Origin of the sequence: Mycoplasma sp. 6243, assembly GCF_051200785.1 — a bacterium.
Taxonomy (GTDB): domain Bacteria; phylum Bacillota_I; class Bacilli_A; order Mycoplasmatales; family Metamycoplasmataceae; genus Mycoplasmopsis.
This window is the reverse complement of the sequence record NZ_CP195154.1, coordinates 308,145-327,562: the sequence shown is the minus strand read 5'-3', so window position 1 is coordinate 327,562 and position 19,418 is coordinate 308,145. Positions and strand designations below refer to the sequence as shown.

At 27.0% G+C, this 19,418-nt stretch carries 19 protein-coding genes and 1 tRNA gene; 12 read left to right on the top strand and 8 right to left on the bottom strand.

Going from position 1 to position 19,418, the window contains the following annotated elements; all coding sequences use genetic code 4:
* Window positions 1–31 precede the first annotated feature (31 nt).
* Window positions 32–108, bottom strand: a tRNA-Arg gene (locus tag ACR82Z_RS01560).
* Window positions 109–375: 267 nt separating this feature from the next.
* On the opposite strand from ACR82Z_RS01560, the gene ACR82Z_RS01555 reads away from it, so the two are divergent.
* On the top strand, window positions 376–501 hold the full coding sequence (locus tag ACR82Z_RS01555; protein WP_435130287.1) for a hypothetical protein: 126 nt from the start codon (window positions 376–378) through the stop codon (window positions 499–501).
* A gap of 30 nt (window positions 502–531) precedes the next feature.
* On the opposite strand, the gene ACR82Z_RS01550 is transcribed toward ACR82Z_RS01555, so the two are convergent.
* Window positions 532–756, bottom strand: a complete 225-nt coding sequence (locus ACR82Z_RS01550) for a hypothetical protein (protein WP_435130285.1) — start codon at window positions 754–756, stop codon at window positions 532–534.
* On the bottom strand, window positions 749–1,606 hold the full coding sequence (locus tag ACR82Z_RS01545; protein WP_435130282.1) for a DegV family protein: 858 nt from the start codon (window positions 1,604–1,606) through the stop codon (window positions 749–751). Before ACR82Z_RS01545 ends, ACR82Z_RS01550 begins: the two co-directional genes overlap by 8 nt.
* A 103-nt stretch (window positions 1,607–1,709) precedes the next feature.
* Between ACR82Z_RS01545 and ACR82Z_RS01540 the strand changes: the two genes are divergently transcribed.
* The 9 genes from ACR82Z_RS01540 (at window position 1,710) to rsmI (ending at window position 11,878) form a co-directional block, all read left to right on the top strand.
* Complete coding sequence (locus ACR82Z_RS01540) at window positions 1,710–3,320, top strand: MAG5620 family putative phospho-sugar mutase (RefSeq protein ID WP_435130279.1); 1,611 nt, start codon at window positions 1,710–1,712, stop codon at window positions 3,318–3,320.
* 24 nt (window positions 3,321–3,344) lie between these two features.
* Window positions 3,345–4,691 (top strand): histidine--tRNA ligase, encoded by a 1,347-nt coding sequence (hisS, locus tag ACR82Z_RS01535; protein ID WP_435130276.1) that lies wholly within the window; start codon window positions 3,345–3,347, stop codon window positions 4,689–4,691.
* Between the two features lies 1 nt (window position 4,692).
* Complete coding sequence (gene aspS, locus ACR82Z_RS01530; RefSeq protein ID WP_435130273.1) at window positions 4,693–6,393, top strand: aspartate--tRNA ligase; 1,701 nt, start codon at window positions 4,693–4,695, stop codon at window positions 6,391–6,393.
* Window positions 6,394–6,778: 385 nt separating this feature from the next.
* Window positions 6,779–8,758, top strand: a complete 1,980-nt coding sequence (gene dnaX, locus ACR82Z_RS01525; protein WP_435130271.1) for a DNA polymerase III subunit gamma/tau — start codon at window positions 6,779–6,781, stop codon at window positions 8,756–8,758.
* An 11-nt stretch (window positions 8,759–8,769) separates the two neighbouring features.
* Window positions 8,770–9,060 (top strand): YbaB/EbfC family nucleoid-associated protein, encoded by a 291-nt coding sequence (locus ACR82Z_RS01520; RefSeq protein ID WP_435130268.1) that lies wholly within the window; start codon window positions 8,770–8,772, stop codon window positions 9,058–9,060.
* 5 nt (window positions 9,061–9,065) lie between these two features.
* Window positions 9,066–9,656 (top strand): toprim domain-containing protein, encoded by a 591-nt coding sequence (locus ACR82Z_RS01515; RefSeq protein WP_435130265.1) that lies wholly within the window; start codon window positions 9,066–9,068, stop codon window positions 9,654–9,656.
* Window positions 9,657–9,665: 9 nt separating this feature from the next.
* On the top strand, window positions 9,666–10,331 hold the full coding sequence (gene tmk, locus ACR82Z_RS01510) for a dTMP kinase (RefSeq protein ID WP_435130262.1): 666 nt from the start codon (window positions 9,666–9,668) through the stop codon (window positions 10,329–10,331).
* Entirely contained in the window at window positions 10,312–11,163 is an 852-nt protein-coding gene (locus tag ACR82Z_RS01505; protein ID WP_435130259.1) for a hypothetical protein, read from the top strand. Before tmk ends, ACR82Z_RS01505 begins: the two co-directional genes overlap by 20 nt.
* On the top strand, window positions 11,156–11,878 hold the full coding sequence (gene rsmI / locus ACR82Z_RS01500; RefSeq protein ID WP_435130256.1) for a 16S rRNA (cytidine(1402)-2'-O)-methyltransferase: 723 nt from the start codon (window positions 11,156–11,158) through the stop codon (window positions 11,876–11,878). The genes ACR82Z_RS01505 and rsmI overlap by 8 nt, the downstream gene beginning before the upstream one ends.
* A gap of 28 nt (window positions 11,879–11,906) precedes the next feature.
* On the opposite strand, the gene ACR82Z_RS01495 is transcribed toward rsmI, so the two are convergent.
* Genes ACR82Z_RS01495 through ACR82Z_RS01475 form a run of 5 tightly spaced genes read right to left on the bottom strand, consistent with a single transcriptional unit; the run spans window position 11,907 to window position 16,776 of the window.
* Window positions 11,907–13,865, bottom strand: coding sequence for an MIP family Ig-specific serine endopeptidase (locus ACR82Z_RS01495; RefSeq protein WP_435130254.1), 1,959 nt, complete (start codon window positions 13,863–13,865; stop codon window positions 11,907–11,909).
* An 11-nt stretch (window positions 13,866–13,876) separates the two neighbouring features.
* Complete coding sequence (locus ACR82Z_RS01490) at window positions 13,877–14,611, bottom strand: type III pantothenate kinase (protein ID WP_435130250.1); 735 nt, start codon at window positions 14,609–14,611, stop codon at window positions 13,877–13,879.
* 30 nt (window positions 14,612–14,641) lie between these two features.
* The gene (locus ACR82Z_RS01485; RefSeq protein WP_435130248.1) at window positions 14,642–15,472 is read right to left on the bottom strand and encodes an alpha/beta fold hydrolase; all 831 of its coding nucleotides are present in this window, start codon (window positions 15,470–15,472) and stop codon (window positions 14,642–14,644) included.
* Entirely contained in the window at window positions 15,472–16,455 is a 984-nt protein-coding gene (locus ACR82Z_RS01480) for a lipoate--protein ligase (RefSeq protein WP_435130245.1), read from the bottom strand. The genes ACR82Z_RS01485 and ACR82Z_RS01480 overlap by 1 nt, the downstream gene beginning before the upstream one ends.
* Window positions 16,456–16,458: 3 nt before the next feature.
* Window positions 16,459–16,776 (bottom strand): hypothetical protein, encoded by a 318-nt coding sequence (locus ACR82Z_RS01475; protein ID WP_435130242.1) that lies wholly within the window; start codon window positions 16,774–16,776, stop codon window positions 16,459–16,461.
* Window positions 16,777–16,985: 209 nt separating this feature from the next.
* On the opposite strand from ACR82Z_RS01475, the gene ACR82Z_RS01470 reads away from it, so the two are divergent.
* Both ACR82Z_RS01470 and ACR82Z_RS01465 read left to right on the top strand, forming a co-directional pair.
* Window positions 16,986–17,945, top strand: a complete 960-nt coding sequence (locus ACR82Z_RS01470) for a phosphate acetyltransferase (RefSeq protein WP_435130239.1) — start codon at window positions 16,986–16,988, stop codon at window positions 17,943–17,945.
* A 79-nt stretch (window positions 17,946–18,024) separates the two neighbouring features.
* Entirely contained in the window at window positions 18,025–19,404 is a 1,380-nt protein-coding gene (locus ACR82Z_RS01465) for an FAD-dependent oxidoreductase (RefSeq protein WP_435130237.1), read from the top strand.
* Window positions 19,405–19,418 lie beyond the last annotated feature (14 nt).

Below are 19,418 nucleotides of genomic sequence, written 5' to 3'. Positions count from 1 at the left end.
TATTTTGCTCTATATAAAAAGTATAAAAAAATGGCGATCACGAGAGGATTCGAACCTCTGACCACAAGCTTAGAAGGCTCGTGCTCTGTCCATCTGAGCTACGCGACCACTAGTATTTATTTTATCATAATTTGATTGTAATTTAAATTATTTGATTATATTTTATAATTTTTTGTTCATGTTTTTTTCAGCTATTTTCATAATTATTATTTTTCTTCTCTTTTCAATAATTCTTATTATATTGAATATCATTTTTAATACAAAATAATTATGTGTATAAACATAATTATAATTGAAAATTAATATATCAAAGCATACTTCTAATATTTATGATAACTTATTGTTGATACACAATATAATTAGCGTCAATTATGAATGAATATAAAATATCTTGATGAAAATGAAAATGTAAGTATTAACCAAAATATCTCAAACGATAATACAATTGAGTTTTATGAATATCTAAAAGATTTATATCTAAATACCACTAATAAACCATAATCATCTATAATAAAAATAGCATAATTTCTGCTATTTTACATGCACAATAATTTGTCAAATAATTATTCCTACAATTACGATTAAAAGCAAAATTGAAATTATTGAAATTACATATATTCAAGTATTTCTACGATATTTTTTTATTGCTTCTTTAGGTAATGTATTTTCTTTAATAATTGAATTTACTAATGTAGTATATTGAAGATCTATTTTATCTTTGGTGTCTGTATTTATATTTGTTTGTTTTTTACTCATTTTTTTCTAATTCTACCATCACAGATACTGCAAATGCTTCTGGACCAGTATGTGCTGCAATAGGTAATGGAGTTGTTATTTGTGTGCTTGCCTTGATAAATTGATCAGATGTAATTGCTTGATTAACTTCATCATTAACACCTGAAATTAAATCTACATAATATTTAGCATTTTTGTCTATGTTTTTTAAACTATCTATAAACTCATTAACTAAATCAAATGCCTTAGCAGTAGCATTTTTAAAGTTTCATTTTGTTGCCACTGATTTAACTTTACCTTCTTCGTTATAGCTTAATACAGGGTATACTTTTAATTTAGATAAAAGAAATTTTTTAATACCAGACAACCTACCACCATTAATTAAATATTCTAAACGATAAGGAACAATAAATGTTCTTGATGTTTCATTAATATTATTTAATGTTTCAAAAAGTTGGTTAATGCTCGCACCGTTTTCATACATTTTTTTAAGATGTGCAACTGTTCGAACAATTTGATTGCCAAACAAGTGATTTTCCATTATATGCACATTTGACAGTTCCATTGAAATACTACGAGCTTGCATAAAAGTGTTAGATAAATGCTGTGAGATACCTAAATAAATCACATCATCATAGTTTTTTGCTGCATCTTGAATGATTCGAGTCATCTTGTCTATTTTTGGTAATGAAGTTTTAATTTTAGATGTAACCGATATCTTTTTTAGTATTTCGAGATTTGATACATATCCATCTTCAAAACTTTCTCCATCGATTTCTACTTGTAAAGGTAAAAATTTATAACCTAGTTCATCTGCTTGTGCAACTGATAAACCAGAAAAAGAATCTACTATTATTCCCAATGTTTTCATATGATAATTATATTTAAAAAATATAAAGATATAAAAACAAATTCAAAAATTTTGAGCAAATGAAATATGAATAAATTTATGATAAAAATATATAATATCAAAGATGAAATTTAGTGAGCAGAAAATCAAAAATTGACATTCTTTTTATTATAACGAAGGAATTGAAATAATTTCACTTCCTGATTTTTTCAATCATATAAGGCTTGCTAATTCTAATCCTGAATATAAAGTAAAAGCAACTAATTTAGGTATCGAATTTAACTGTGATAATCCTTTTTCAATGCATTGTTTTAACATATATACACTAATAGCAATTACCAAGAGTTTGTTGATAAATATTAAAAAGCGCAATAAAACTCTTTTGTTAGGACACTCTGAAGGTATTGATGCAAAAATATATGAGTTATTTAAGCGATCTTTTTCACATAAAAGCATAAAGCTACTCGAATATAATACTAATGTTATAAATGAATTTATTATTATAAACACAACATTAGGTATTGATGTTGATTATTATATTTATTTATATAAAAATCCATTTAATAATAATTACTACATTAAAATTTATCATGATTTATTTTTGATTTCTGTAAACGAGCAAAAACAACTGTTAAACAATGTTTTTGAATTTGATAAACAAATTATATTGCATAATTTTTATAATTTGTTTATCTTAAAAATAGATAAATTTTTTTCTTTTTACAAATTAAAACTTGAAAATCAAAAACATCTTTTCCTTGAAAATCAAATTGATCGCAATAATTTAAATATTAAAATTGCTATAAACAATCCTGTTGATAACAATATCTTACAGAGTTTGCTAAATTCGCTAGGTTTTAATGTAAAAGAAGCTTCAAACCTAAGAATCCAAGAACGAAGTAAAAATTTATTTTGAATTTTCTTTAAATGAAACCTTTTTACCTATCAAAAATCTAAAACTGATTTTTTAATTACTTTTGATAAAAAAAACCGTTATAATTTTTTTTTCAATATTAATGACAGATATATAAAAATAAATAACGAAGAATTAATTTATTTTTATATTAACTATTTCTTTTTACAGTGAAAGAATGAAAATAAACTTCAGCAAAATAAGGTTATAATAACTCATAGTGTTAGTAAAAATATCATTAATTTATTAAATAACTTCAATATCCCTTATGAATTTGCTGAAAAATCTGATACTAAAAATGTTTTATTTGCTAATATTTTAGAACATTTTTGTGCAAATAATAATCAAGCATTAGAATTTAGTAATTTACAATTCATTATCGATATTTGTCAGATGTTGCTTTCTTATAAAAATAACAATAATTTACTTGATTATAAATATTTGAAGATGCGTAATTATTTCAAAAATACTATATATATAGTTAAAAAAATCAAAATACCTTTTTTTAAAGCAACTAATCTTGCTACATTCTTTCAAGTAAATCAATCCATATCAAGAAATTATCGAATATCTAGAATAGAACAACTAAATGCATATAACACCTATAGTTATGAATTTTTAAACCTTGAAATCCAAAATAAAAAGCAACAAGTTTTCAATATCTGCATATATTATGATTTTAATCGAGAAAGTTTGATATTTAAGCAAGAACATAATTTTGAATACACACAAATTAAATATTATTTAAATAAATTTAAAGGTTTGCATCTAAACAACATAATCATTAAATATGTAAAGAAATATCTTAATAAACAAAATTAAAGTAAAATATAATAAAGGAGAAATATGATTTCTAAAGTAAAAGGAACAAAGGATTATGATATTGTAGAATATCAAATTAAAGACTTAGTAAACTTGGTATTTTCAGATATATGTGCAAATTATGGTTTTAAAATGATCGAAACACCAGTACTTGAAACATCTGAATTATTCAAACGTTCTGTTAATGAATCAGAAATTGCTAAAAAAGAAATGTATGAATTTTTAGATAAATCGAATCGTTCATTATGTTTGCGTCCTGAAGGAACCGCATCTTTTGTGCGTGCTTTTATTGAAAATAAGTGATATACATTAGTAAACGAAAAATTCGCATACAATATGCCAATGTTTCGCTACGAACAACCACAAAAAGGACGCTATCGACAGTTTTATCAAGCAGGAATTGAGTTTGTTGGTCCTAAATCATATTTAAAAGACTTCTTAGTTGTGCAAGTTGCTATTGATATTTTAGAAGCATTAGATATAAAATATGTGCTTAAAATTAACTCAATTGGAGATAAACAAACTAGAGCAAATTATGAAAATGCCTTAACTGAATTCTTAACAAAATACCAATCTCAATTAAGCGAGATTTCGCAGCAGCGTCTTAAAGATAAAAAAGTTCTTAGAATTTTAGATGACAAAGTTGATTCTAAACTACCTTTTATGCATAAAGCTCCAAATATTCAAGATTATTTAAGTAAAGAATCGAAGTTATATTTTGAAGAAATTAAAGGTATGCTAGATTTTTATGATATTAAATATTATGTTGCACCAGAACTTGTGAGAGGACTAGATTACTATGATGAATTTGTTTTTGAAATAACAGTAAAATCCGATAAAGTAGGTTCTCAAGACACATTAATCGGTGGTGGTCGTTATTCAAATTTAGTCGCTGAATTAGGCGGTCCAGATGTATCAAGTGTTGGTTTCGGATTTGGAATAGATCGTTGCATTGAATTAATTCGAGAAAATATTATTGAAAATACGGAACCGTTACAACAAATGCAAAATCAAAAAGTCGATATTTATTTTGCTGCATCAGTAAGCGACGAAAATCTAGAAAAGCTTTTTCATTTAGCTCACTACGATTTAAATGGATTAACTAATTTTTATCATATGGATTTTCATCTAATGAAATCCAAAAAAATATATGAAAAAGCAAAAAAATTAAATGCAGTTTTTTTAATTACAGATGATAAATTACTACCTCATAACTCTTTTTATATCAAAAATCTTATAACAGGTGATAAAATGCAATTTTATTTAAATAGTGATGGTGTTATTGATTTACTTAAATTTATCAATGATGCAGATGTTTTCGAACCCGAAGTAGTGAGTGATTTTATTGCTCAATATGAAAGTGAAGTATAGAATGAATAAGACAATTAAAAATAATGAGTTAAATATCCGAAATATAGGACAGCAAGTAACTTTATATGGTTGAGTTGCAAATAAACGTCGTTTTGGTGAATTAAATTTTGTTGATTTACGTGATAAATACGGTATTACTCAACTGGTTTTTAATCAAGCAATTAATTTTACAAAAGAAAGTGTTTTAGAAATTACAGGACAAGTTGTTAAACGTAAAGATCCAAACGTTCAAATACCAACAGGGCAAATAGAAGTAGTGGTTTCAGAATATAAAGTTTTATCAACTGCAAAAGAATTACCATTTCAAATCCGAGATGATATCGATGTCAAAGAAGAAATTCGCCTCAAACATAGGTTTTTAGATTTACGGAGACCAATAATGCAAAAAACAATCGCTTTAAGAAATAAAGTGATTTTTGCGATGCGAGAATATTTGCAAAATAACGAATTTTTAGAAATTGAAACACCTATTCTATCTAAAGCAACACCTGAAGGGGCACGCGATTTTTTAGTTCCCACACGTGATTTAAATTCTTTTTATGCACTACCACAATCGCCGCAACTATTTAAACAACTGTTAATGATTTCGGGTTTTGAAAGATATTTTCAAATTGCTAGATGTTTTCGTGATGAAGATTCGAGAAAAGATCGACAACCAGAATTTACCCAGTTGGATATAGAAACATCTTTTTTGGATGTTGAAATTTTTCAAAGCAAGGTTGAAGAAATGTTTCGATATTTAATGAAGAAAGTTATGAATGTTGATATTAAAATACCATTCGATCGTGTCAGTTATGATGATTGCATCAGAAATTATGGTAGTGATAAGCCGGATTTTCGATATGAGCAAAAAATAGTTGATATTAATAGTTTTTGCAATAATTCTAATTTTGATATCATCAAAAACGCTCCTGCAAAAAGACTCTTGAAAATAAATGAAACACTAAACAAAAAACAACTTAAAACATTAGAAGAGATCGCAAAGAAAAATAAGGCAAATGCTTTATTTTTCTTGGTGGTAGAGCAAAAAATAGTTACAGCAAGTAATTTTGCTTCAAAAGCAGGCGATTCAGTTGAACAACTCTTAAAAGAGTTTAATTATGCTGATGGAACATATTTAATTGTTGCTAATACCTTTGAAAATGCTTCACAAGCACTTGGTGCGTTGCGGGTAGAACTAAACACCTGATTTAATTGAGCTAGAGATGAATTTAATTTTAAATGAATTACTAAATTTCCAATGTTTGAATATGATGTAGAAAACAACAAATGAGCAGCTGCACACCATCCTTTCACACAATTTGATCACGATTTATCGCAAATCGATGCAATGGATAAATCTGATATAAAAGCTAAAAGTTATGATTTAGTATTAAATGGTTATGAATTAGGTTCGGGTTCTGCACGCATTTATGATAAAGATGTGCAAGAAAAAATGTTTGATTTAATCAGTTTGGATAAGCAGGCACAAGAAAGTAAATTTGGTTTCTTTTTAAAGGCTTTAGATTACGGAGTTCCACCACATTGTGGAATCGGACTCGGTATCGATCGAATCGTTATGATTTTAGCTAATTTAAACACAATACGCGATACAATTGCATTTCCTAAGAATTCTAAGAATCAAGATGTTTTCACTAATGCGCCTTCATCAGTTGAAACTCAACAACTAGATGATTTGTTTTTACAAGTGAAATCAAAATAGTAAATTAATAAATTAAAAATGATTTGTTTTTACTTCTTTTTTTGGTAAAATTAAAGAACTTGTTTTAAAATAAACTTAATATATAATAAAAAGGAAATTTATGCGTAAAGAAGTTAGACTTAAAAACAAAATGATCGCAGAAAAAAGAGCTAAAAAACTTTCTAAAGAACATGCAAGAGATTTAAGAAGAAAAGAAAGATTAGCACAAGCACAATAATTTAACCCAAACGGGTTTTTTTAAACTTTTTTACTTACTTATCAAGGATTTATAGCAATTTATGAAAACAATATAAATTATTTTTTCTTGTTATTTTTATAGTTTTTTATAAACTTAATAAATTTAATTTATAATTTATAAAATACAAAATAAAAGCAAAGGAGGATAATGGAACATAAGGCACTTTATCGAAAATATCGACCTAAAACTTTTGCTGATGTTATAGGTCAAGAACATATTATTGAGACATTAAAAAACATACTTAAGACTCACAAAATACATCATGCTTACTTATTTAGTGGCCCAAAAGGAACTGGTAAAACGTCAGTTGCTAAAATATTTGCTAATGTACTAAATTGTATGCATACACACGATTTGACTCAGGCTTGTGAAAGTTGTTTAGCAAACTATAATGATAATTTTGACATTATTGAAATGGATGCTGCTTCAAACAATGGAGTTGAAGAAATTCGTGATTTAAAAGAAAAAGTTGAACAGGTTCCTATCAATGGGCACTTTAAGGTATACATTATCGATGAAGTGCATATGCTAACTAAAAGTGCCTTTAATGCTTTGCTTAAGACACTTGAAGAACCTCCAAAACATGTGATATTCATCCTTGCAACTACTGATCCACAAAAAATTCCTTTAACAATTTTATCAAGGGTTCAAAGATTTAATTTTAAGCGAATTAGCGAACAACAAATCGTCAAGCAACTTAAAAGTATTTTGATAAAAGAAGATATTAAATTCGAAGAAAATGCTCTTAAAGCACTTGCTTCTCTTGCTTCTGGGGGGATGCGTGATGCACTTTCACTTGCTGAACAAGCTAGTTCATTTAATGATAATAAAATCTTATTAGAAGATGTGGTAAACAATTTTGGTTTGATGTCATCGCAAAAAATTATTGATTTAATTATTTATTTAAAAAATGACGATATTATTAATATTTTAAAATTGATTCAGCATATGCAAGAAGATGGAATTGATCCAAAATATTTTCTAATATCAATTTTAGAAGTTTTAAAGGAATGAATTATTTTTTCTAAAACTTACGATGTGCAAATATTGCATCATATTAATCAGGATGATTTTTATAAACTTCCTTTAAATAATGATTTAGCAGTTAAAATATCAAAGAATATTTATGATATTTTAACTAAAATAACAAAAAGTGAAGAACCTTTTAAACTAATTGAAACAGGATTTATTAATATAGTTGATTTGGATAATTCACCTAAAATTAAAGCAAATCACACTCAAAATCAAGGAAAGAAAATACCTGAAAAAAATGATGAAATAAATTTTATTAATCAACCATATAAAGAACAGGTAACTGAGTCACCTATTTTAGAAGAAAATAAACTAAATGAATTATTTACAGGTGATGATTTTTTAAAATCAAAGTTTAATAATCTTGAAGTTGAACCTAAGACAAATGCAGATATCAACTACACTGATGTAGATGAAACAATGCAGCATACAAAAGAATTGTTACTGAAAACTAATGAATTTATTCTTTCATCTAACGAACATAACGGAAACAAAGAAGATTTAGAAAGTAATATACTTACTGATATTGATACATCAGAACAATTATTTAACAATACAATTGAGATTAATATCCCACATAATCATCAACCGATCAAATATCAGTGAGAAGGTGAAGACGAAATGGAAAGTATGCTGAATTTAGTTTTATGAATCCAACAAGATCGTAACAATCGCAGCACAAAAGATGTTTATAACAAACTAAAACAAGATGCTGAATTTACTAATAATCGAGTAGATTTAAATCGTTTTTTTGAATGATTTAGAGTAATTGATATTTTAGTAGCAACAAAAAACGCAATTATTTTTCAGTGTAATGATGATAAAATGATTGAATTATTAAATAAAAATAAATATAAAGTAGATTTTCAGAAGTTTATAGATTATGTTTATGGTGATGGATATAAATGATTATATTTTGTAAATTCTAATGATCGTGAAAATATTAAAAAGCTTGTCACTGAATATCGTAGAGGTAATTATAAACTCAAAAATCCTATACATCAACCTGAAAAACTTATTAATGTTATTCCGAACGATCGCGAAGATCAAATTGAAGCTTCGAAATATATCTATAAAAAAACTTGAAAATCATAGAAAGGCAAATTATGAATGCAGATTTTATTAAAAGAGTAAAACAATTACAAAAAGAGATGCAAATCAAACAAGATGCATTTTCAAAACAAGAATTTGAGGTAGAAAAACAAGGGATTAAAATTGTGGCTACCGGTGATATTCAAATAAAAAGTATTGATATCGATCCAGTTTTAATAGATCCAGATGACAAAGAACTGCTTGAAGATTTATTAATCGTTACAATTAATGCATTGGTTGATAAAATCAATGAAGAACAAGATAAAATAGCACCAAAAGAAATGCCTGGTGGACTTCCTTTTTAATTACTATGTTTGATTCAGATGATATAATAAATCTTTCTCAAAAACTAAGTAAAATACCAGGTTTTAGTAAAAAAACAGTTGAAAAATTTATCTACTGGATTTTTGAAAATGATCAAAGTAGTGTTAATTTACTCGCAAATGAAATTAAAAAAATTAAGGAAAAAACTAAATTTTGTCCAAATTGCACTAGTATATTAACAGAAAATCAAGAATGCAAAATATGCACAGACTTCGATCGCAAAAACACTCTTTTAGTTATTGAGAGTCTCGCTATTTTAAACAAGATAGAAAAATCAGGTATATACTTCGGTAAATACTTTGTTTTTGATAAAAAAATCGAAAATGAAATACAATACAATCAAAGCATCCCAGAGATAAAAAAATTTTTAGACTATGCGCAAACCTTTGATGAAATTATTTTAGCACTTTCTCCTACTTTAAAAGGTGAAATTGTAACTAACATACTTAAACAATCATTAAAAGAAAAAGGTTTAAATGTTTCACAAATAGCAATTGGAATACCATTAGGTGCTTCGGTTGATTATATCGACGAAACTACCTTAAAATTCTCAATAAAAAATCGTCAAAATGAATAGAGGACATTTATGTTTATTACATTCGAAGGATTAGACGGAAGTGGAAAGACCACTATTTTAAACCTACTTATTCAATATTTCAAAGAAAAATATCCAAACTTACCTTTTATTTCAACACGCGAACCAGGTGGACATAACATCCCTGAAGCAGAACGGATTAGAGATATTATTCTTGATAAAAATAGTGATTTATCACCTGTTGCGGAAGCGATGCTATACTCGACCAGTCGCAGGATTCATCTTGAGAAAGTTATTTGACCTGCATTAGAAAAAGGTGAGTTAGTGCTTTGTGATCGCTATATTGATAGTTTCTATGCTTATCAAGGGTTCGCACGTAAGTTAGGATATGATTTTGTTAAACAACTAACAAATTTAATTATTGATAATGCAATACCTGATTTGACTATTTTCTTTGATATTACACCTGAAAAAAGCAAGGAACGCCGTGATAAAAATCGTTTAGTTCAGGATCGTCTCGATAATGAAAAAATGCAGTTCCATCAAGATGTTTATTTAGGTTATCAAAAACTTATTTCTGAAAATCCTTCAAGATTTATTATTGTTGATGGTTCTGAAAATGCTGATGTAGTATGTAAGGAGGTTGTTGATAAACTCCATCAAAATCCTAAATTTTTAAGTTATATAAATAATAAAAATGTACCAGATACTAACTAAATTCGATGAGTTAAATAAAGAAAATAAATTGTCACATTTATACCTTTTTAAAACTAATTCAGATAATGTTGATAATTTTTTATTGCAACTTATTAACATAATTAATAATACTAAATTTGCACCAGACACATCTTTAAGCAAACTTACAAATAATATTTATTTAATCGATGGAAGCAAAGATATAATTAAAAAAGATGATGTTCAAGCAGTAGTTTATCAAGCACAATTTCAACAAAATAATAATCAAAAAACCATTATAATAATTAAAGATATCGATCATACTACACATATTACAATAAATAGTTTTTTAAAATTTATTGAAGAACCAAATGATAATACAATTATTTTCGCTACCACCAGCAAGATAAATAAGGTTTTACCAACAATTATTTCACGATCTCAAATTATTAATCTTATCCCTTTTTTAAAAAAACCAAATAAGGAAAATTGATACCAAAATTTTAGTGAAAATGAGCAGCATATAGTAATTTTAAAACAATTAATAACTTATTTTGAACAACTCTTACAAAATAATTCAAAATATACACTTAATTTATTTTTAGATTTTTTAAATCAAAATCTAAAAAAAGAAAATATTTTTTTCTTAAATGCATTAAAATACCTATTTCAAACCAGTAATTTATTAAATTATAAATATAAAGAATTGGACAAAATATATAGATTAATAAATAGAAAAACACAAAATATTCGACAAGTTAATTCTGCTAATAAATTAATGCTTGAATTTAACAAAAATTTATCAGATTATAACAGTAATTTTGAGATGCAAAAAGTTGCTTTATTAATTAAACTTAGAAGGTTATATGAGTAAGTTATATATAATAGGAACTCCAATAGGTAATCTTAAGGATATAACATTTCGCGCTGTTGAAACTTTAAATAAAGTAGACATAATTGCTTGTGAAGATACCAGAGTAACTACCAAACTATTAGAACATTTTAGTATAACCAAAAAAACATTGATTACTAATAATGCTTTTAACGAAAATGCTACTGCTAAAATTATTTTAAACTATCTGCAAGCACAAAAAAATGTCGGATTGGTTTCCGATGCTGGGATGCCTGTTGTTTCTGACCCTGGTTTTAGTATTATTAATCTTGCAAGAAATAACGGATATGATATTGAAATAATTCCTGGTGTTTCTGCAGTAACAACAGCGTTTGTTGGTTCCGGATTTTCTAATAATTTTACTTTTTTAGGTTTTATCAAAGATAAAAGTCAGCAGCGAAAGAATCAACTTACTAATTTATCTGAAGGAACATATATTTTCTTTATATCACCACATAAACTACTTCAAACCATCAAAGATATTTATAATGTTTTTAATGATAATGTCAATATATGTTTAGCTAAGGAACTTACAAAAATTTATGAACAATGATTTTTTGATAAACCTTCTGTGTTAATAACCAAGTTTCAAAATATTGAAAAAATAAAAGGTGAATATACCTTAGTTATAAACATCCCAAAAACAAAACATATTAAGGTGAATAAATATCCTAAAATTAATAAAAATATCGTTTAGCGCTGCTATATAGTGCTAAACAATTTATTTATTTAAAACCATTTGGAAATAATGCTGTCTTAAACGGTGTTTGTGAATTATCAAAACCGTTTGGATAAATTAATAATAAATTTTGACGATACGAAGCTGTTTGTGCCGGGTATTTCTTCTTATCACTCCCATCAATTAAATTATATGCTTTTAATTTACCAAAATCATGTGATAGAAAGAACGGTGCAAATCCAGCTACCTTAGAAAAGTCATTCTTTTGAACATCTGAAGCAACTGCATCATATATACCTATCATTTGTCCAAATTCATTATACACAAGCGAACCAGATGCTCCATAATATAATGATGAAAATCAAATTGAATAATTATAACCATAATAATTACCTAGCAATCTTCCTTGTGCTGAAGTATAAGGTGTATAATTACCACTATTAATCTTTTCTTCTGCGCTATTTGTAGGTAATGCAAAAGTTTTTTCATTTGATTTACTTCGTGAATTTCATTTTAAAGAAGTTGAATTTCTTTCAGTTGGATTATTAATACTTCATGCTGCTGTTCCTGATGCATCAGCTTGTGGATAGCCACCTATATATACTTCTTTTGAATTAGTTAAACTGTTTTGGTATTTTTCATTAAATGCACTCATATAATCAACAGTTTGCATATATACAGAAGTTTTTTTATCTTGATTAGGTAATTGATTTGTTGCATTTAGTCTAGCTAAATAAGAATCAACACCTGCTATAGCCAATTTAAACATTTGCTGTGCTTGAGTATTTAACTTAGACATATCAATATCTATTTCAAAAACAGCAAAATCTGTATAAAATGGATAAAAATTCTCATCTTTTAATTGTTGCTTTAAAATATGACCTTCATCGCTTTCATCATCGGGATCAGCATCAGTAGTATATTTTTTTAGTCGTTCTTGTGCTAATTTCTTTAAATTATCTTGAAATGGTTGAATATATTTGTGATCAATAAAATCAAAACCTGCAAAAATTAACTTTGGAGATGATATACCTACTGCTTTTGTAGTTTCTGATGCGGCTGAATCAGACTTATTTGCATCCAAAAATTCATCCGCTGATGCGAATCATTTAACAGTATTTGCGCTATCTGCTTGATAATTATAGTTATTTTCTTTGATTGTAAAATCAGTTTTTTTTGCTGCTTTACCTATTGAGATTGAACGAGCTTTAATATTTCTTGGATCAATATAATTAAGTTTTTTAGCAACATTTTCATCTAATGTATTTGATAAATCAGCTGCAACATGTAAATTAGTTGCTAAGAAAAGTTTATATTTATTATCGTCTTGTTTATGATAATCAAGTAATCATGCTGTCCCGCTATCTGTTGAACGAAAATCATTACTGTGATCACCTGTCTTATTACCAACACCGAATTTTATAGCAAAACTGCGATCAAAAATTTCATTATATAACTGTTTTCTATCTACTACCTTATATTGCTTAACAAAATCTGGATATTGATTATTTTTACTATAGTCTTGTGTAGGAATATGAAAATCCGGTGGTAAAGGTGGGGGGGTCACGGGTTCTTTTGGTTTATCTGGTTTTGATGGTTGTGGAATTGGGTTCGGTTCTTGTTTTGGTCTTTGTTTTTTAAAAACCAAATTAGTACTTATTTGATTGGTATCTACAATTAATTTTTCAATCTTATAATCTTTATTAAAGTCTAAATTAGTTACATTAAATTTAATTTCCCTTGAATTTTTATCAAAACTTATTGCTGTCAATTTTTCAGCTAAACCACTTATTTGTATTTGTATTTTATCAGTTGTTATATCTGCCGAAATTGGAATTTCATATGCTTTTAATGTTAAAATATACTTATTTGCTTTATTTTCAACACCAGAAACAAGTATTTTATATTTTTGTGGTTGCTTTTGTTGGTTAGTTGTCCCACATGAAATTGCAAGTGCAGATGTTAGCAATGAAACAAATGTTAATAGAGATAATTTTCTCTTCATATTTTCCTTTCTTATATACTTTCTTTGAGTTTATTATTAGTAAATAAAATTAAAGATTTTACAACAATTTCCTCTTCAATATTATTAAAAATTTCTTTATTAAAGTAACTTAAATCTCCTCCAGTGAAAATTATTTTATAATTTTGCTTATTTATATAATTTAAATACATAATCAAAGATAAAATTCTAAATTGAACTCCTGATGAAACTGCATCAGAAGTATTATAACCGATATTTTTTATATCTTTATTTAATTTGATTTGTTTAACTAATGAAGTATTATCAAAAAGAGCATTTAACCCTTTTTTTATCCCCGGCATTATGCTAACACCGATTATTTTTTTATTTTCAGTTTTACTTAAAACTAATGCTGTCCCTAATGAAACAACATAACCACTTTTATATTTTTGTCCAATATAATATGCAGCCAGCAATATATCATTTCCTACTTCTTCCTTAGTTATTTTTTTATTGAATGTTAAATCATTTTCATTGAAATCCAAATATGAAATAAATTTATATTTTATTTTTAAAAAATCAAATACTTGCGATAAAATGATATTTTTTTCTGGTTTAACAGAAGAAATAATAATACTTTTAATATTTATTTTGTTTTTTATTTGAACAATTTTTTCTTTCAATGAATCAAAATTTAATAATTTAACCTCTAATTTTTCAATTATTAAGTTTGAATTCAAAAAATAACCAATTTTAATTAATGTATTACCAAAATCAATATATAACATAAGACTCCAGAATAAGAAAATAAAAGGTTATTAACCTTTTATATATAAATACTCAACAAGTTGATTAATTTTTTCATTTATTGCTTCAGGTTGCTCAAAAAATAAGGCATGCCCACAATTTTGCAAAAGTGTTACATTTTTTTGCATCTTATTTGCAATATTTTTTATAGTAAAGTAAGGAACAAATTTATCATTAATACCAGTAATAAATTCATAGTCATTATTTGCTTGATATAAACTTTTAATGCTTGTTTTTAGGTAATTGGGATTTAAAATCTGTGATGTAACCATATTTAAAAACATAGGTCGCTTTCTATCCATTAATTTCAAAAACATCGTAGCAACTTTTGATAAGTTTTTACGATAATCCAGTTTATCATTATAAATCAAATTATCTGAACTTTCATAAGCTGAATCATAATTTTCAGGTATGAGTCAACATTTCATTCTTTTGATTGCTGCTTCAACACTTTCACCTAATTTATTATCCAAAATTTCATAATTTATCGGTGCTGCTAGTAGTGCTTTTTTAACTAAATTGTTGTTTAATAAATACAAAGCACTTGCTCCTCCAAGTGAATGCCCAATAACAAGTTTAAAATCATAATTATATTGCTTTACAAATTCCAATGCAACCTGCTGATATAACTCAATTGATATTGCTTCTTTAGCACTACTGAAACCACAACCGGGAAAATCGAGAGCAACTACATCATAATTACGATTTTTCTGTAAGTAAACTTGGTTTGCAAAAGCAGCAGAGGAATTAAATCCGTGTAAAAATAAAACTTTTGGTTTACCGGTGTTTTCTTCTATATAATGTATTCTTTCGTTTAAAATCTCTATATATTTACTTTCCATTATTCACCAAACATAATATCAACTATTTCTTGTGGACTAATGCTTCCAAAATAGTTATCTAAATTAGGTACTGATTTTAAAAATTCTAATATTTTATTTTTCTCAAAATCAAGTCCAACTAATGCACTTTCGATGCTTTCGGTTCCAAGTAAGGTAAGAAAATCACCTTCAAATTTAATTTCAACTATCTTGTTTTCTTTTACATTAGCACTTATTTGTAAAATTCCACCATCTGTTTTCTTTTCGCTATAAAAAGAAAATTCGGGATTCTTACCTAAAACTCACTCATTTGATGATCTAATTTTGCGCAATTGTGGAACTAAGGTAGTATATTTTTCAGGTATATCAAGCAATTTTGCATCATATTTATGCATCAAATATTCAATGAATTTATTTTTAAATTCTTCAATACTCATTTTTACTGGTAATTCATCTAAAATGTTTGTCACTCTTTGCCTTGCACTATTTATTCCTTTTGATTCCATTTTCAATTTACTTGGATTTAAAACAGTTGAAAGTCTTGTTAAATCAACATTAAATAATATAGTTCCGTGATGTACAATTTTATTTTTATAAATAAATTGTGCATTACCTGAAAATTTTGCACCATTTACTACTAAATCATTTCTTCCTTTAAATTGTGCATCTAAACCAAGTGATTTTAAGAAATTAAGAACCGGTTCTAAAAACTTTTGATAACTATGCTCTGTTTTATCATTAGTAATAAATGAGAAATTTAAATTACCAAGGTCATGATAAACAGCTCCACCACCTGATAAACGACGATATAAACCTATTTTATCACGCTCTAAAACATCGAATTTAACTTCCTTATATGCATTTTGATTACGTCCAATAATCACATCATTAGCATGTTGATAAAGATAAATAATATCTTCATGATTATCTTCATCTTTAGCCATTATTTCTTCAAGAGGAAGTGTGTAAAATGGTGTAGTTTCCTTACATACATATATTTTCATTTTTTACTCCTTATTTACTAAATCAAAATTTGTTATACTTTTAAAAAGTTTAACAAATTTTGTTTCATTTTCCTTAAGATTTAAATTTGTAACACCAAAAATATTGATTTGTCCATAATCTCAGCGTTTTTGGTATCGATTTTTATCAAGCAAAAATAATAAATCTTCGATGAATCAGTCAAAATATTCATCAGAATACTTTAAATTACGAAGTAATCCATTAATTTTTATATCCAAAATTCGATTTTGATGATTTAGAATCTCGAAATCAAAAGATAAATTTAATTCTTTGCTTGTTACTGTTTGAAATTGCTTCTTCATTTTTTAATTATATCACTATATAAATACAAATGAAAAAGTTAATAAAAAGCAGTATTTTTGATTATAAAATAAACTTTTAATGACAAATTGAGCAAATTTATTGCATACATTTTCATATTTAAAGCAGATTTTGCAAAAATACTACTATATTAAGGATTTTTATTTAGAATATATTATAATATAATCGTATTTAATATTTAAGGAGAAGGATGAATTTCCAAAAACAATTAGAAAATACAATTTATCAAAAAAATACTCAATTAAAGAGTAAGAAGACTATTTTGCTTATTGATGGTGAAGATCAAAGATCGATTCAGGCAGCAGCTAAAGTTGCTGAAAGTGATTTAGTAAATATTGTGTTATTAGTTTCACAACACAACTGCTCACTTACACCTAATATCAAGCAGGAAGTTATCTCAGATGAGAAAAAATCAGAATATGCAAAGCAATATTTTGAATTAAGAAAAGGAAAGGAAACTTTAGAAGCATCAGTTAAAAACCTTGAACAAGCACCTTTTTATGCAATGATGATGCTTAAAAACAAAGAAGTTGATGGGGTTGTCGGTGGATTAAATTACACAACAGCTGATATTTTACGTGCTGCTTTTAAAGTAATCGGTCCTAAGAAAAACATCAAAACTATTTCATCTGCTATGATTATGCATAAAGATGATCAAAAATACCTATTTTCAGATATTTCAGTCAACATCAAACCTAATGCAGATCAATTAGCAGAAATCGGATTGAATGCCACCGAATTTGCTAAAAGCCTTGGTTTTGATCCAAAAGTAGCTTTCTTGTCTTTTTCAACAGATGGTTCAGCAGTTAGCGATGAGTCAAAATTATCTGCTGAAGCAACAGCAAAATTTAACAAACTTTCAGATACTAAAGCAATAGGAGAAATCCAATTTGATGCAGCATTTGATGAAAAAGTAAGACAATCAAAATACAAAAAACCTGCATATACAGGAGTTACAAATGTTTTTGTGTTCCCTAATTTAGATGCAGGTAACATCGGATATAAGATTGCACAACGTTTTGGGGGATTCGGTGCAATCGGACCAGTTATTACAGGGATTGCTGAACCTGTAAACGATCTATCAAGAGGATCAACCACAGAAGATGTTTATAATACAGTTTTAATTTCTGCATTACAATCTTATAAATAATATGAATGCTTTTTGTTATTCTGATAAAGAATGAAAAAAGTTTATAATTATTCATATTAAATAAAACGGAGGTTATTTAATGAAAATTATATCAATAGGAGCAAACCATGCTGGGACTTCATTTTTAAGAACAATGAAGAAAATTGCTCCAGACTCACATTTAGTGGCATATGACAAAAATACTGACATTTCTTTTTTAGGATGTGGTATTGCTCTATGAGTTGGTGGGGAATTTTCTAATCCAGATGGATTATTCTACTCAAGTATTGAACAACTTAAATCACTTGGAGTAGACATCAAAGATGCTCATGATGTTATAGAAGTAAATCGTGAAGAAAAATATGTTGTAGTTAAAGACTTAAGAACTGGACAAGTTTTTAAAGACTACTATGACAAACTTGTATATGCTGGAGGAACTTGACCAATTATTCCACCTTTTGAAAACATTCACTTAGACAACATTTTAGTTTCTAAAATCTTTGCACATGCAAAAGAAATTAAGGCTAAGGCAGAATCAAAAGATGTGAGAAATGTTGTTGTTATTGGTGCTGGATACATTGGTGTGGAAATTGTCGAAGCATTCCATAAATATGGAAAACATGTTACCTTAATTGATATGCAAGATCGCATTATACCAAACTACTTTGACAAAGAATTTACTGACAAAGTTGAAGCATCTATGGTAAAAAACGGAATTCAATTACAACTTAATGAAAAAGTTCAAAGATTTACAACTAAAGACGGAAAATGTGTTTCTGCTGTTGTTACAGACAAAGGAACATACGATGCTGATTTAGTAATCTTAGCTATCGGATTTAGACCAAAAACCGAATTAATTCAAGGTGTTGACAAACTACCTAATGGTGCGATTAAAGTTGACAAATTCCAAAGATCATTATCAGATCAAGATGTTTATGCTATCGGTGATGCAGCATCAATGATTAGCAATGTTTCAGATGAATATGTAAACATCGCTTTAGCAACAAATGCTGTTAAAACTGGTATTGTTGCTGCATTTCACTTAGCAGGAAATGAAACTATTCCATTCCCTGGATACTCAGGAACCAATGCTATTAGTGTGTTCGATTTCAACTATTCATCAACAGGACTTTCAGAAGTAGCAGCATCTAGACATCCAAAATTCAAAGATTCTTATGCTGTGGAATACTTTGAAGACAATGATCGTCCTGAATTTATGCGTAAACACTATAAAGTATGAATGAAAATTACATATGATAAAAACACACTTAGACTTTTAGGAGCACAAATTGGTTCAGTAGGTAAAGAAGCAAACCACACCGAAGTAATTTATATGTTATCTTTAGCAATTCAAGAAAGATTAACCTTACCACAAATTGCATTAATGGACTTTTACTTCTTACCACACTTTAACAAACCATTTAACTTTGTAATCCAAACCATTTTAAATGCTTTAAATCTAAATTACAACAAAAAATAAGGAAATTTTCCTTT